This window comes from Sphingomonas echinoides, assembly GCF_029623395.1.
Classification (GTDB): domain Bacteria; phylum Pseudomonadota; class Alphaproteobacteria; order Sphingomonadales; family Sphingomonadaceae; genus Sphingomonas; species Sphingomonas echinoides_A.
On record NZ_JAPYKK010000008.1, the window covers coordinates 47,235 to 61,465 of the forward strand.

Annotated in this window: 11 protein-coding genes; 5 read left to right on the forward strand and 6 right to left on the reverse strand. The window is 67.1% G+C overall.

The features are described 5' to 3' along the window. Window positions 1–25 precede the first annotated feature (25 nt). Window positions 26–1,450 carry a sigma-54-dependent transcriptional regulator gene (locus QBJ92_RS06875; protein WP_277968945.1) on the forward strand — a complete coding sequence of 475 codons (1,425 nt, stop codon included), beginning with the start codon at window positions 26–28 and terminating at the stop codon, window positions 1,448–1,450. A gap of 7 nt (window positions 1,451–1,457) precedes the next feature. On the opposite strand, the gene QBJ92_RS06880 is transcribed toward QBJ92_RS06875, so the two are convergent. From QBJ92_RS06880 to QBJ92_RS06905, 6 genes are all read right to left on the reverse strand, one after another. After that, window positions 1,458–2,342, reverse strand: coding sequence for a bestrophin family protein (locus QBJ92_RS06880; protein WP_277968946.1), 885 nt, complete (start codon window positions 2,340–2,342; stop codon window positions 1,458–1,460). A gap of 201 nt (window positions 2,343–2,543) precedes the next feature. After that, entirely contained in the window at window positions 2,544–3,608 is a 1,065-nt protein-coding gene (gene folP, locus QBJ92_RS06885; RefSeq protein WP_277968947.1) for a dihydropteroate synthase, read from the reverse strand. A gap of 60 nt (window positions 3,609–3,668) precedes the next feature. After that, window positions 3,669–7,070, reverse strand: a complete 3,402-nt coding sequence (gene smc / locus QBJ92_RS06890) for a chromosome segregation protein SMC (RefSeq protein ID WP_277968948.1) — start codon at window positions 7,068–7,070, stop codon at window positions 3,669–3,671. A gap of 19 nt (window positions 7,071–7,089) precedes the next feature. Beyond that, the gene (locus QBJ92_RS06895; RefSeq protein WP_277968949.1) at window positions 7,090–7,842 is read right to left on the reverse strand and encodes a thioredoxin domain-containing protein; all 753 of its coding nucleotides are present in this window, start codon (window positions 7,840–7,842) and stop codon (window positions 7,090–7,092) included. Between the two features lie 27 nt (window positions 7,843–7,869). Next, window positions 7,870–8,598 carry a thioredoxin domain-containing protein gene (locus QBJ92_RS06900; protein WP_277968950.1) on the reverse strand — a complete coding sequence of 243 codons (729 nt, stop codon included), beginning with the start codon at window positions 8,596–8,598 and terminating at the stop codon, window positions 7,870–7,872. Then, window positions 8,595–9,158, reverse strand: coding sequence for a DUF721 domain-containing protein (locus tag QBJ92_RS06905; protein WP_277968951.1), 564 nt, complete (start codon window positions 9,156–9,158; stop codon window positions 8,595–8,597). The genes QBJ92_RS06900 and QBJ92_RS06905 overlap by 4 nt, the downstream gene beginning before the upstream one ends. A 50-nt stretch (window positions 9,159–9,208) precedes the next feature. On the opposite strand from QBJ92_RS06905, the gene QBJ92_RS06910 reads away from it, so the two are divergent. From QBJ92_RS06910 to QBJ92_RS06925, 4 genes are all read left to right on the forward strand, one after another. Continuing rightward, window positions 9,209–10,219, forward strand: coding sequence for an A/G-specific adenine glycosylase (locus QBJ92_RS06910; RefSeq protein ID WP_277969038.1), 1,011 nt, complete (start codon window positions 9,209–9,211; stop codon window positions 10,217–10,219). Beyond that, window positions 10,219–11,553 (forward strand): serine hydrolase domain-containing protein, encoded by a 1,335-nt coding sequence (locus tag QBJ92_RS06915; RefSeq protein ID WP_277968952.1) that lies wholly within the window; start codon window positions 10,219–10,221, stop codon window positions 11,551–11,553. Before QBJ92_RS06910 ends, QBJ92_RS06915 begins: the two co-directional genes overlap by 1 nt. Beyond that, window positions 11,550–12,419 carry an NAD(+) diphosphatase gene (gene nudC / locus QBJ92_RS06920; protein WP_277968953.1) on the forward strand — a complete coding sequence of 290 codons (870 nt, stop codon included), beginning with the start codon at window positions 11,550–11,552 and terminating at the stop codon, window positions 12,417–12,419. The genes QBJ92_RS06915 and nudC overlap by 4 nt, the downstream gene beginning before the upstream one ends. 273 nt (window positions 12,420–12,692) lie before the next feature. Further along, the gene (locus tag QBJ92_RS06925) at window positions 12,693–14,231 is read left to right on the forward strand and encodes a hypothetical protein (RefSeq protein WP_277968954.1); all 1,539 of its coding nucleotides are present in this window, start codon (window positions 12,693–12,695) and stop codon (window positions 14,229–14,231) included.

Consider the following 14,231-nt stretch of genomic DNA (forward strand, 5'->3'; position numbering starts at 1 on the left):
AAACAGAGTGAATTCGGGGAAGAGCATGACGCGTAACGGCCAACGCCTGCTGATGCTGATCGACGACGAACCCGCGCAGCGCAGGCTGATCGCGGCAATCGCCGCGCGGCGCGGATGGCGTGCGATCTTCGCCAACGACGGCGATACCGCAATCGCCATGCTCGGCTCGGCGGAAGGGATGCAACTCGATGCGATCCTCCTCGACCATTGGGCGCCCGAAGCGGATCCCACCGCGCTGATCGCCGAAATCCGCGCGCGCCGCCCCGCGCTCCCCCTGCTGCTGCTGACCGCCAACGGCTCGGTAGCGCAGGCGGTGAACGCCATGCGATCCGGCGCGACTGATTTTCTGGTCAAGCCGCTAGCACCCGAACGTCTGCTTGCGGCGCTCGATGCCGCAGTCGCCGAAAAGACCGCGGGCGAATTACGCCCCCTGACCGAAAAAATTCCAGCCTTGCTGGCGTTCGACGAGATCGTCGGGTCCGCCCCCGATTTCCGTGCGGCCCTCGCGATCGCGGCCAAGGCCGCGCGGGCGCGCGTGCCTGTTCTGCTGGAAGGCGAGAGCGGTGTCGGCAAGGAAGTCGTCGCGGAGGCGATCCATGCAGCGTCGCCGCGCGGCAAGAAGCCGATGATCGCGGTCAATTGCGGTGCGATCCCCGCCAATCTTGTTGAAAGCGAACTGTTCGGCCATGAAAAAGGCGCCTTCACCGGCGCATTCGAACGCAAGACCGGTCGCTTCCAGGAAGCAGACGGCGGGACGCTTTTCCTCGATGAAATCGGCGAAATGCCGATCGAGGCACAGGTCAAACTGTTGCGCGTCCTGCAATCGGGCGAGGTCCAGTCGATCGGCGCGCGACAAGTGCGCGAAGTCGATGTCCGCGTGATTGCCGCCACCAACAAGCGGCTGACCGACGAAGTCGAAGCCGGGCGCTTCCGCGAAGACCTCTATTATCGCCTCAACGTCGTCCAGGTGACGATTCCCCCCTTGCGCGAACGCACCGGCGACATCCCCGCACTCGCCCGCCACTTGATGGCGCGAATCGCGCAGCAACCCGGGCTCCGCCAACTCGGCATCACCGACGACGCGCTGGCTTTGCTGGGACGCTATGACTGGCCCGGGAACGTCCGCCAGTTGCAGAACGCGCTCTTCCGCGCCGCCGTACTGTGCGACGGCGACGCGCTGACCCAAGCCGATTTCCCGCAGATCGCGGCGCTCGGCGGCAAACGCCACGCCGCCCCTGCTTCCGCGCCGCTGGGGACATCGGGCGGAGTCACACTGTTTCACGCGGATGGTAATTTGCGCGCGCTGGACGAGATCGAAGCGGACGTCATCCGCCTCGCGATCGGCCATTATCGCGGGCGAATGACCGAGGTTGCGCGGCGGCTCGGGATTGGACGGTCGACGCTGTATCGCAAGCTCGGCGAACTCGGGATCGACAACGCCGCCGCCTGATCGGGCTTTACCAAAGGATTCCCTTCACTGGCTTGACCGGTTCGGGCGCCGGTTCGCCGAGTGCCTGGAGAAGATCGATTTCGATCGTCGTGCACATCGACGTCAGCGGTACGTCGTGCACGGTGTTGGCGAACGGATCGACCAGATCGTCGCCGATCTTGAGCACGGCGAGGAACATCAACCCTGCAACCGTCGACCCGATCGGCGTGGCGAACCCCAGCGTCTCGACCAGCCCGATCGGGAGCAGGATACAGAACAGCCGTGCGAAGAATTCGGGGAAGAAGCGATACTGGTTGGGCAAAGGCGTGTTCTTCAGCCGCTCCATCCCGCCCTGCGCGTTGGCGATATCGACCAGCACGCGCTCGATCGACGCCTGCTGGATCGTGTCGATCCAACCCTTCTGGCGCGCCTGGTCTACTCGGCGACCCGTACCGTCGAGAATCCCGTTGGCGACGTTGTTGCGCGACAGCGGGGGCTTGGCCTCGTCGGGAGACAGGAAGCGCAGCGCTTCCTCGCGTGTATCCTGCTTGCGCAACTGGCACCGTAGGACGTGGACGTAGGTGATCTGGCGCAGGATGATCGCGCGTTGCAGGTCGCGGCCCTCTTCGTCGGGCAGGTAGCTGCGCGCCGCACGCGACAGGCTGCGCGACGCGTTGATCATCCGACCCCACAGTTCGCGCCCTTCCCACCAGCGTTGGTACGCCGAAGTACTACGAAACCCGAGGAACAGCGCGAGCGCCGAACCGAACAGCGTCAGCGGCAGCGACGGTGCCTTGAACGGCAGGATGTAGTAGGTAACCGTAACGATCACGTCCCACACGAACAGCGCGAGCAGCGGCCGCCACACTTCGGCGACGATCTGCCGATATCGTGGGACTGCGTCGATGATCATCAATTTCCTCCAGGCGTTGCGATGTTGCAGTGCGATACGAACATGGCGCCATTAGGTTCAGCATGGAACCCATGGGACTGAGCGCGCCCTTACCACGCGCCGCCGGTACGCATCCCCGCGTGTCATACGTATAACCAGAGTGTTATTTTCCGCTACGGAGGCTTGACCGTGACGAACGGGGCGATTGAGCCGACCAGGCGTTCACCCCGCCACCAGCGCCTGATCGCGCAACCCGCGCCACACCCGCACCGCCTGAACCGTTTCGGCGACATCGTGAACGCGATGCAGCTGAACGCCAGCCTCGACACCCTTCAACGCAAGCGCAATCGACCCGCCGAGCCGTGCATCCGCCGCGGCTTCGTTCGACAGCGCGCCGATCATCCGCTTGCGGCTGGCGCCGAGCAGGATCGGGCAGCCGAGGCCGTGGAAGATCGCCAGACCGTTGAGCAAGGCGAGGTTCTCCGCGAGCGTCTTGCCGAAGCCAATTCCGGGATCGACGATGATCCGCGTACGATCGACCCCGCCCGCCACGACCGCGTCGATCCGCGCTTCCAGCCAGTCGAACACGTCGGTCAGCACATTGTCATAGCGGTGCGCACCGTGGCCGCCACCCGCCGGATCGGGTGAATGCATCAGCACGACCGGGCACCCCGCCCCCGCGACGACCTCCAGCGCGCGGTCGTCCCACAGCAGCGCGGCGACATCGTTGACGATCGCCGCCCCCGCCGCGAGCGCGGCTTCCATCACCCCAGCTTTGCGCGTGTCGATAGAAACCAGCGTTCCGCTCCGCGCGAGCCGTTCGACCACGGGCACGACGCGTGCGATCTCGTCGCCTTCCCACACCACCTGCGCACCGGGCCGGGTTGATTCGCCACCCACGTCGATGATCGCCGCGCCCGCCGCCGCCATCGCGACTCCGGCCGACGCCGCCGCCGCGGGATCTTGGCCATGCGTGCCGCCGTCCGAGAAGCTGTCGGGCGTGACGTTGAGGATCGCGGCGACCGACGGCTGATCGAACCGGAGCGTCCGCTCCCCCAGCGTCATGGCGGCGCGCGGCGCGGTGATCCGCGCGTGGAGCCGGGCAGCGCGTTCGTCCACAAGCAGGTCGGCCAATGCGGTGATCGGGACGGTGCGGCGGCGACCGCCCTCGATCACGTCATAGGCAGCGAACCACAGCATCCCGCCCGCGAGCCGAGCGACCGCGCCATCACGCCCGACGGGAGAATCGACGAACTGGACCGGGCGGAGATGAAGGGGATCGCGCATCAGCCTGTATGTCCTCGTTTGCGCGCCAGACGCCACCAGAAAAGCGCACGCCGCGATGCGTCACTCCGCCGCGAGCAACGTCTCTGCCGCGCCGAGATCGACCGAGACCAGCCGGCTGACTCCCTGCTCGATCATCGTCACGCCGAACAGGCGGTGCATCCGGCTCATCGTCACCGCATTGTGCGTGACGATCAAATAGCGCGTGTCGGTCTCGCGCGTCATCACGTCGAGAAGGTCGCAAAACCGCTCGATATTGGCGTCATCCAGCGGTGCATCGACTTCATCCAGTACGCAAATCGGCGCTGGATTGGTCAAAAACAGCCCGAAAATGAGCGCAACCGCGGTCAGTGCCTGCTCGCCACCCGACAGCAGGGTGAGCGATTGAAGCTTCTTCCCCGGCGGCTGCGCCATGATCTCAAGCCCCGCCTCAAGCGGATCGTCCGAGTCGACCAGCTCCAGATGCGCGGCGCCGCCATTGAACAACGTCGTGAAAAGCCGTCGAAAATGTCCATCGACCGCCTCGAACGCGGCGAGCAACCGCTGCCGCCCCTCGCGGTTGAGCGTCCCGATCGACCCGCGCAGCCGATTGACCGCCAGCCCCAGTTCCTCGCGCTCGGCGGCATTCCCCTGCGATGCCGATTCCAGCTCGGCAAGTTCGCGCTCGGCGACCAGATTGACCGGCCCGATCCGCTCCCGGTCGACGTTAAGTTTCTCATGTACGGCGGATTCTTCCGCAGGGGAGCGCACCGTCGCACCGTCGAAGCCGACACGTTCGGGGAGCAACACCGACGGGCATTGGAAACGTTCGCCCGCAAGCCGGTTCATCTCGACTCGGCGCAATTCCTGGTTCTCCGCCCGCGCAGCCGCGCCAGCCCGCGCCTCGCGCGCCTGCGCGAGCGTTTCGGCGGCGGCAGCGGCGGTCGCCTCGGCAGCCCGGAGCGCGACATCGGCGGCGCGTTCGGCGCTTTGCGCGGCATCCGCATCTGCACGTGCGCTGGCATGAGTCGCTTCCAGCGCAATCACTTCAGCGGCGAGCGCCTCGGGCCGACCCGCCAGCGCCTCCGCCTCCAGCGCGAGCGCGGCATCACGTTTATCCATATCCGCGATCCGCTTGGCCGCCTCGCCCGCGCGGGTGCGCCAGCCCTTCGCCTCCGCCGCTATCGCCGCGAGCCGGTCACGCGCGCTGCCAAGGTCACGGTCGACCCCGCCACGGTCGGCGCGCGCGGTGGCGATCTCGGCGCGACGATGCTCCGCCGCGCGCGACAGTTCGGCGACGCGCGCGCGGGTAGCACTGCCGTCGGGAAGTGCTGCGTGAAGTGCGGCGGCACGGGTCACCTCGCCGGCGGCTTCGGCATGATCCGCCTCGACCCGCTCCCGCCGCGAGGCAAGATCGCTCCGTTGTGCCTCGATCCGCTCAATCGCGGCGGTCGCGCGATCCTCCGCGCGCGCCGCATCGCGCGCGCGGGTCTCAGCACTTTCGAGCAAGCGCCGGGCTGCCACTGCTGCGCTCCGCGCGTCCGCGATGGCCGCGTCGATCCGCGCCAGTTCGGTGTCAGCGGACTCGACCGCGCGTACCGCGGCTGGGCGCTGATCCTCGATCGCGCGCAACCGGTTCATCCGCTCGAGCCGTTCAGCAGCAGCGGCCCCGCTGGATTTCGCGACATAGCCGTCCCATCGTCGCAGACTTCCCCGCAGCGTGACCAGCCGCTGCCCGACCGCGAGCGCAACGCCCTCGTCCTTATCGACGACGAACACCTGCGCGAGCCGCCGCGCGAGCGCGGGCGGTGCGACGACTCGGTGCGCAAGCGGCACCGTTCCCGATGGCGCAGTCGGATCGTCAGGACAGACATCGGCGCCCGCCCAGAAGCGCTCGCTTGTCGTATCCAGGCCTGCCTCGAGATCATCCCCCAAAGCCGCCGCGAGCGCGCGCTCATACCCCGGTTCCGGACGCATCCGATCGAGCACGCGATCGCGCCCGTCGCGCTTGGTCGCGCGCGTTAGCGCCGCCGCCTCACTGTCGAGCGCCGCCAGATCGGCATGCGCGCCCGATCGCGCGGCCTGTGCGCGATCGCGCTGATCCCGCGCACCGCGTTCGTCGGCGTCGGCACGCGCAAGCCCGGCGCGCGCATCCTCGCCGTGTTGCAACGCCTGTGCACGGGCTTCTTGCGCAGCGGTTCGATTTGTGAGGAGCGGTGCAGCGTCGCCCAACGCCGCTGCTTCCGCCGCCACACGCGCGAGATCGCGCGCGCTGCGGTCCGCCCGTGCGCGCGCCGCTGCGAGCGCCGCCTCGGCAACGCGCGCATCCGCCACTTCGGTGGCCTGTGCAGCCAGCCCCTGCGCGAGCGCGACCTCGGCATCGCGTCCGGCGCGTTCCGCCTCGGCCTGGCGCGCTTCAAGCGTAGGAACGCACGCGGTCATCTCCGCCAGCCGCGCCTCAGTGGTCCGGGTTTCGTCGGTCAGTCGCGCGATCGCCTCGGCGGCGTCGTGCGCGAGCGCGCCCTCGCGCAAGCGATCCTCCGACAACCGGGTGCGCGCCGAGGCCAGTTCGTCACGCCGCCGCACCGCTGCCGCTTGTTCGCCGCGCAAGGTTGCCAGCCGATGCGCCGCCTCGCTTGCCGCGTCACGCAGCGCTTGTGCGGCGGCGCGCGCGGTCGCCAGCGCCTCGGTTGCGGCGATTGCATAGGCCGCCGCCGCGCGCTGCGCTTCGGCCGCATCTGAGACCCGCGTCTCGCAGGTCGCTGCCTCGGCCTTGGCCGCATCCGCCGCCGCCTGCGCATCGCGCCAGCGCGCGTAGATCATCCGCGCCTCCGCCACCCGGATCTGGTCCGACAGCAGCCGATAGCGTTCGGCCTGCTTCGCCTGCCGCCGAAGCGATGCTGCCCGCGCATCCTGGTCGGAAATCAGTTCGTCGAGCCGCGCGAGGTTCGCCTCGGTCGCGCGCAATTTCTGCTCGGCATCGCGACGGCGGACGTGGAGGCCCGCAATCCCGGCGGCTTCCTCTAGCATCGCGCGGCGTTCGGCGGGCTTGGCCGCGATGATCGCGCCGATCCGCCCCTGGCTAACCAAAGCGGGAGAATGCGCGCCGGTCGCCGAATCCGCGAACAGCAACGCGACGTCTTTGGCGCGGACGTCGCGTCCGTCGATCCGATAGGCGGAACCCGTCCCGCGTTCGATCCGGCGGACGACTTCGCTTTCCTGCTCACCCGACTCGATCAGCATCGACACTTCGGCGAAGTCGCGCGCGGGCCGGGTCGAGGTGCCCGCGAAGATTACGTCGTCCATCCCGGCCCCGCGCAGCGACCGCGCGGACGTCTCCCCCATCGTCCAGCGCAGCGCTTCGAGCAAATTGGACTTGCCGCACCCATTGGGCCCGACGATTCCGGTCAGCCCGGGTTCGATCCGCAGATCGGCGGCGTCGACGAAGCTCTTGAACCCCGACAGCCTGAGCCGCTTGATCTGCATCCCCCCGGACCTGTTCGGGTCAGCCGCCGGCGCGCTTCAGCGCCTGTTCGAGCTGCGGCCAGGCACCACCGGTCGGGTTCAGTTCTACCGGCTCATTGTTGATCAGGAAGGTCGGCGTGCTCTGGACGTTGTGATCGGCGTTGGCCTTAGCGGTCGCCTTGGTCAGCGCATCGAGCTGAGTCGAGTCCGCCAGACACGCACGCGCCTTCGCATCGGGCACGCCGCGCTGCTTGACGAAATCGAGATACCCCAGATCCTGAGCGAAGGTCGTCGCGATCGTCTGCGGCGATGCGCCCTGCATTCCCTGGACCTTCTGCCCGACTTCCTGCTCCTTCGCGAGCAGCGTCTGCTGGTTCGCCATCATCGCTTCCAACAGCGGGAAGAACGCGCTGTCGTCGACGCAATGGCCGAGCAGGATCGGCGCGATGTCGAGCGCACCGTGGATCGGGTAATCACGGAACTCGTACGAGACCTTACCGCTCGCGATATATTGCGCCTTGAGTAGCGGGAAGCCTTCCGCCTCGAACTGCGCGCAGAACGGGCACGCGCGCGAACCATATTCGACCAGCTTGATCGGCGCATCGGGATTGCCCATGCGATAGCCATAGTCCGCGGTCTTGACGACCGTGTCGGTCCAGCTCTGGCCCGCGGGTGCGGCCTTGCCTGCGACGGGGGCACTGGCAGCGGTGGTGGTGCCGGTGCCCTTGCTGTTGTCGCCACAGCCGGCGACGAGGAGAGCGGGCAGCGCAAGCGCCAGGATACGGTTGGTCATCTCAAGCTAGCTCCTTGGTATCGGATATCATTTAGCGGCAAGCGCGGTCTTCAGCACAGGCTCGAGCGTGTCCCAGGCGAACACGTTCGGGATGACCTTGCCGTCAAGGATGAAGCTCGGCGTGCCGCTGATCTTGTAGGTCGACTGGCCGATGTTGGCGCGCGAGACGATCGTATCGATCGCCTTGGGGTCCGCAAGACACGCCGCAGCGCGCGGCCGCGGCAGGCCCATCTTCACGACCAGATCGGTATAGCCGTAGAAATCCGCCAAATAGGCGGCGACGACGTTGGGGGTGGCTTTCTCAAGCTCCTTGCCCTTCGCCTCGGGAACCTCGGCGGGCCGGCCGACCAGCGCCTTCTGCTGCGCCATCATCGCTTCCATCACGCGAAAGAAGTGCGGCAGCGGCACGCAATCGCCCAGCAGGATCGGCCCGAGGTCGAGCGCGCCGTGCACCGGGTAATCGCGATATTCGTAGCTGACCCGCCCGTTCGCGACATAGCCCGCGACGAGCTTGGGTTCCCCCTCGACCGCGAATTGCGCGCAGGTCGGGCAAGTGCGCGCGCCATATTCGATCAGTTTGACCTTGGCGTCGGGGTTGCCCATCCGCACGCCACCTTCGGGCGTGCGGACCAGCGTGCGGGTCCAATCGACCGCCGCGGGGCGTGGCGCAGGTTTGCGCTGTACCGGCGCAGCCCCCACCGGCGCGACCAGCGCCGCGCTCGCCACGAGCGCGACCAAGCCTAGGCTCCGCATCATGCTTTCCGTTCCCCGATCACCGGCACGCCGCGCGATGCGGCGACCCCTGCGGCAAGCGCCTCGAGCACTGCCTTCAATTCCGGATCCGCGATCGTCCGCAGGCTCTCACCCAACTCGGGCGGGGCGGGCGGGAGCACGGGCGGGGGCGTACGCTTGGCACGCGCGATGACATCGCCCTGCCGGATCTGTACCTTGGCGACCGCGGCATAGCCGAAGAAGCGATTGACCCGCTCGATGATCTCCGGCGCAATATGCTGCATCATCGTCGCATGCGCGCCGCGCACGACCAGGTTGAGCGTCCCGCCGGTGCGCTCACCGTGCGGGAACTTGATCGATTCGGGTGCCGATACATTGGCATAGCGCGGCCCGACGATCTCGCCCCAGCGCGTGACGACCGCGCTCTGGACGAAGCCGAAACGGCGGAATGCCGCGCGCCCGGCGTCGGGCAGCAGCTCGGCAACCGAACGCGCGCGACCACCGCGGCGATGCTCGGGCTGCGCGGGGGGTAACTTCGTCTTGGGGGGGGCTTTGGTGCCGCTGGTGCTCATCACGCCGTCCATGCCATAGCGATGCCGTGTCCGCCAAGCGTCCTTCCCAAATCGCCACCCATTTGCTCACCTTCTACGATGCGCACGCTCGCACGCTGCCGTGGCGCGCCGCACCCGGAAGTAATACGCCCGACCCGTATCGCGTGTGGCTGTCCGAGATCATGCTCCAGCAGACGACCGTCGCAGCGGTCACCCCGCGCTTCGCCGAATTCATCGCGCGCTGGCCGAGCGTAGAGGCGCTTGCCGCAGCGCCCGAGGCGGACCTGATGGCGGCATGGGCGGGGCTTGGCTACTATGCCCGTGCGCGCAATCTTCATGCCTGTGCGAAGGCGGTGGTCGGAGCGGGCGGGTTCCCCACGACCGAGGCGGGCCTCCTCGCGCTGCCCGGAGTTGGTGCTTATACCGCTGCCGCGATCGCCGCGATCGCGTTCGGGGAGCGCGCGGTGGTAGTCGACGCCAATGTCGCCCGCGTCGTCGCGCGACTGTTCGCGATCGAGAACCCACTCCCCGGCGGCATGGCCGAGGTCCGCGCAGCGACCGATACGATCACGCCGGACACGCGCTCGGGCGACTTCGCCCAGGCGATGATGGACCTCGGATCCAGCGTCTGTACCCCGCGCACCCCGCGCTGCCTTGCCTGCCCGCTGTCCGCCGACTGCATGGCCTACGCGCAAGGCAACCCCGAGGGTTTCCCGATCAAGCAGCCCAAGCCGGTCAAGCCGCAACGCTACGGCACGATCTTCTGGCTCGAACAGGACGACCGCGTACTGCTGGTCCGCCGTCCGCCGCGCGGGCTGCTCGGCGGGATGCGCGCGCTGCCGACGGGGGCGTGGGCGGATTCACCGCCGGGGCTCGCCGATCCGCCGGTGGCCGCCGAGTGGACCCCCCTCCCCCAGACGGTCGAGCACGTCTTCACGCACTTCCGGCTCGAACTGTCGCTTGCCGTGGCGCACGGCGGTGGGCATGGCGATTCGGGTGAATGGTGGCCCATCGCCGAGCTCGACTCGGCCGGGTTGCCCACGGTCTTCGCCAAGGCGGCGACGGCGGTTCGGGTGGCAAACAGGAGAAGATGATGAAACGGTATCTGGTTTTGGGAAGCGCCTTCGCCGCACTCTCCGCAGGCGCCGCGATCGCACAACAGCCGGCACCGCGGATGGTATCGCAGCCCGCTCCGCAAAACCAAGCCGGCACGCCTGCGCTACCCACGACGCAGAAGCTGTTCGCCGACTATATCGCCGCCAACAAGATGCCCGGGATCGTCGGCGTGATCGGCCAAGGTGATGCCCCCGCCGCAGTCATCGCCGACGGCAAGCTCGGCGACGAGCCCGGCGCGGCTGCGACCGACGCGAACAGCCTGTGGCGCGTCTATTCGATGACCAAGCCGATCACCGCGATGGCGGCGATGATCCTGATCGAGGAAGGCAAGATCAAGCTCGACCAGCCGATCAGCGACTTCATTCCCGCGTTCAAATATATGAAAGTCCAGGTCAGCCCGGATTCAATGACCGCGCTGCCCGCCACCCATGCGATCACGGTGCGCCAGTTGCTCACCCACACTGCGGGGCTCGGCTATACGATCATCACCAAGGGCCCGTTGCTCAAGGCGTATGAAGACGCCGGCATCACCCCCTTCACCGCCGACGTGAAAAGCGAAGCGCAGATGCGGCTCAAGCGCCCGGCGACGCTGGAGGCCTTCGCCAACAAGGTCGCGACGCTGCCGCTGATCGCGGAACCCGGCACGCGCTGGAGCTACTCGATCGGGCTCGACGTGATGGGTCGCGTGATCGAAGTCGCGAGCAAAATGCCGTTCGACCGCTTCCTCCAGACGCGGATCTTCAAGCCGCTCAAGATGAACTCGACCTATTTCACCGTGCCGCAATCGGAAGTTCGCCGTCTCGCGACCGGCTATGCGATCGTCGGCGACAACCGTGTCCCGCTCGATCCGGCCGCGACCTCGGTCTATCTCCAGAAGCCGAGCTTCCCTTACGGTGGCGCGGGTCTGGTGATGTCGGCGGCGGATTACGACCGCTTCCTCCACATGCTCCAGAACGGTGGCACGCTCGACGGCAAGCGCATCCTCAAGCCGGCGACGGTCCAGCTCGCCATGTCCAACCTGCTCCCGCTCGGCGTGGTCTATCCGGGGTCGGTCTCGGCGACGGGCGGCACGACCAATGCGCAAGGGTTCGGCGCGGGCGGCTCGGTCACGCTGTACGATACGCCGGGCGGTCCGGGTAAGGGCACCTACAGCTGGGGTGGCGCTGCGGGCACGATCGCTTGGGTCGATCCGGCCAACAAGGTCCGCGCGACGATCATGGTCAATTACCTGCCGAGCGACAAATATCCGGTCCGCGCGGAGGCGACCAAGACGGTCTATGCCGATCTCGCGCCGGTTTTGGTCAAGCGGTGATCGCACCAGGCTTTACCGGCGGGACGCTCGACCGGGCGGACGTGCTGCGCCACGACGAGGCGGGGCTTGCCGCGCTGACGTCGGACTGGCGCTCGCGGCTGCTCCGGCTCGACGGGTTCGATCCCGTGCTGATGGGCGACGGGACGCTCGGCTGGACCACGCTCGCCGACGTGCCGGACGAGGCCGAACTCGTGTTGCTCGGGCTTGACGAGAACGGACGCGGGCATTTCGCGGCCTATGTGCCGGGAATGCGCGCGCCGCCAGGCCGCTCACCGCGACTGTTCGGGCTGCTCGGGCAATTCGCGCCGGGCGAGGCGGCGACCTATGCCGCCGCGCGCAGCGTGCTCGACTGGCATAGCCGCCATCAGTTCTGCGCGAATTGCGGACACCAGACCGAGATGTTCCGTGCAGGCTGGGGGCGGCGGTGCCCGTCGTGCAAGGCCGAGCATTTCCCGCGAGTCGATCCGGTCGTCATCATGATCGCCGAACATGACGGGCGCGCGTTGCTCGGGCGGCAGCCGGCGTTTCCGCCCGGTCGCTATTCGGCGTTGGCGGGGTTCCTCGAACCCGGCGAATCGATCGAGGAAGCGGTCGCGCGCGAGATCATGGAAGAAGCGGGCGTACGTGTGCGCGACGTGCGCTACATCGCGAGCCAGCCATGGCCGTTCCCCTCGTCGCTGATGGTGGCGTGCGTCGGGATCGCGGAGAACGACACGATCACGCTCGACACCAACGAGCTGGAAGATGCGATCTGGGTCTCGCGCGAGGACGTGCGCGCGGTGCTGGCCGGGGGTGACGGACCGTTCCTGCCACCGCCGGCTTATGCGATTGCGTTTACGCTGCTGACGGCCTGGGCGGAGGGGTAACGGCGGCCTTTTTCCCCTCCCTGGAAACAATGGGTCAGGGATGGGGCGCTCTCCGGAACAGGCGGCGTCCGATCGATGCGCCAGCCCCTCCCTTTCCTGGAGGGGAGACCATAGCGCTAGCCGTTTTGCCATTTGGCTGTTGGACTGCAGCACCATGCTTTGCGAAGGGCATTCGAGCGACCGCCAACACACTGAAGACAAAGATCTTCCTAGCGGTCGCAAAGTACGGCACACGAAGCAGCTTTTAAATTCCGCAGTAAAGTCGTTCGTCCGATGCAGCCCGTTTCGCACCCTATTTCAGCGAACGACCTACCGAACGGTTGGTGGGAACGGCGCAGCGTCGTCTTTCTTCTGGTCCTGCTCGGTCTTGCACCACTGGCGTGGCCGGCCTTGCCACCACTGGTCGATCTTCCCGGACACATGGGTCGCTGGCACGTCCAGATGGCGATCGGCGCCTCCCCCGATCTGTCGCGCTATTACGCCTTCACCTGGGCGCCGGTCGGCAACCTCGGCATGGATGTGTTGGTCCCGTTGCTCGCCGTGCTGCTTCCCTTCGAGCTTGCCGCCAAGGTTGGCGTGATGCTGATTCCACTGCTGACGATGGTTGGTATGCTGTACGTCGCACGGACGGCGCATGGTCGGATTCCTCCCACGGCACTTGCCGCGCTGCCCTTCGCATACGCCTGGCCATTCCAGTTTGGCTTCGTCAATTTCGTGTTGGCGCAGGGGCTTGCGCTTTGCGCCTTTGGACTTTGGTTGCAGCTTGGACGCGATCGGCGGTTGGTGCTGCGGGCTTCGTTGTTCGCCCCGATCGCCTGCCTGCTGTGGTTTGCGCACAGCTTTGGCTGGGCGCTGTTCTGCGTAATGGCGGCAGGCGCGGAACTTGCCCGCATACATGGAGGGTGGCGGACATGGGGCTTGCAGCTTGGCAAGGCCGCGCTGCAGGGCATGCCGCTCGCGCTGCCGAGCCTGCTGATGATTGCGAGCCCAAGCGGTACCCGCGCTGCGCCGGACGACTGGTTTAACTGGATCGCGAAGGGCCAGTGGTTCCTGTCGATGCTGCGGGATCGCTGGCTCGCGGTCGACATCGCCTCGATCGTCATAGTCCTGCTGATATTGTACGTTGGGGTTCGGACACCGAAGTTTCGGTTCACGCGTACGCTCGGGATTCCGGCGGTGCTGTGCTTCCTCGCGTTCATCCTGCTCCCCCGGTTGGCGTTTGGTGGGGCTTATGTCGACATGCGGATCTTGCCGGCGACGATGATGCTAGCACTGCTCGCGATGCAGCCGCCGAACGACGGTTCGCGCCTGGCGTCCAGGCTCGCGGTCGCCTCCGTCGCCTTTTTCGTGGCTCATACTGCCGCAACGACGATGAGTTTTGCGCTCCGCTCAGACGAGCAACAGCGCGAACTGGTAGCGATCAATCATATCCCGCGTGGCGCCGCCGTGCTGTCATTGGTCGCGCGCCCGTGCGCCCAACGCTGGTCGGACATGCGGCGCGATCACCTGCCGGGGATCGCCATCGTCCGCCGCGACGCGTTCACTAACGAACAATGGGCGCTGGAGGGACAGCAGTTACTGCAGATCCGCCATTTGGCCGCGGCCCCGTATCTGACCAACCCCTCTCAATCGGTCTCTTCGGCGGCGTGTCCTGATCGGGGGGCGAACCTGACGGTCGCCCTCCGGACGTTCCCCCGCGTCGCATTCACGCATGTCTGGACGATTGGATTCGCGCCGGTCGTACACCGGATGCCCGATCTGGAGCTGATCTGGACCAACCGCACGTCCGCGCTGTACCAAGTGCGCCGCTAG

What these genes read in the sequence shown, in the direction of transcription:
- QBJ92_RS06925 (WP_277968954.1), top strand. Translation starts at nt 12,693, where the DNA reads ATGCAGCCCGTTTCGCACCCTATTTCAGCGAACGACCTACCGAACGGT.
- QBJ92_RS06875 (WP_277968945.1), top strand. Translation starts at nt 26, where the DNA reads ATGACGCGTAACGGCCAACGCCTGCTGATGCTGATCGACGACGAACCC.
- QBJ92_RS06915 (WP_277968952.1), top strand. Translation starts at nt 10,219, where the DNA reads ATGAAACGGTATCTGGTTTTGGGAAGCGCCTTCGCCGCACTCTCCGCA.
- smc (WP_277968948.1), bottom strand. Translation starts at nt 7,070, where the DNA reads ATGCAGATCAAGCGGCTCAGGCTGTCGGGGTTCAAGAGCTTCGTCGAC.
- QBJ92_RS06900 (WP_277968950.1), bottom strand. Translation starts at nt 8,598, where the DNA reads ATGATGCGGAGCCTAGGCTTGGTCGCGCTCGTGGCGAGCGCGGCGCTG.
- QBJ92_RS06905 (WP_277968951.1), bottom strand. Translation starts at nt 9,158, where the DNA reads ATGGACGGCGTGATGAGCACCAGCGGCACCAAAGCCCCCCCCAAGACG.
- folP (WP_277968947.1), bottom strand. Translation starts at nt 3,608, where the DNA reads ATGCGCGATCCCCTTCATCTCCGCCCGGTCCAGTTCGTCGATTCTCCC.
- QBJ92_RS06880 (WP_277968946.1), bottom strand. Translation starts at nt 2,342, where the DNA reads ATGATCATCGACGCAGTCCCACGATATCGGCAGATCGTCGCCGAAGTG.
- QBJ92_RS06895 (WP_277968949.1), bottom strand. Translation starts at nt 7,842, where the DNA reads ATGACCAACCGTATCCTGGCGCTTGCGCTGCCCGCTCTCCTCGTCGCC.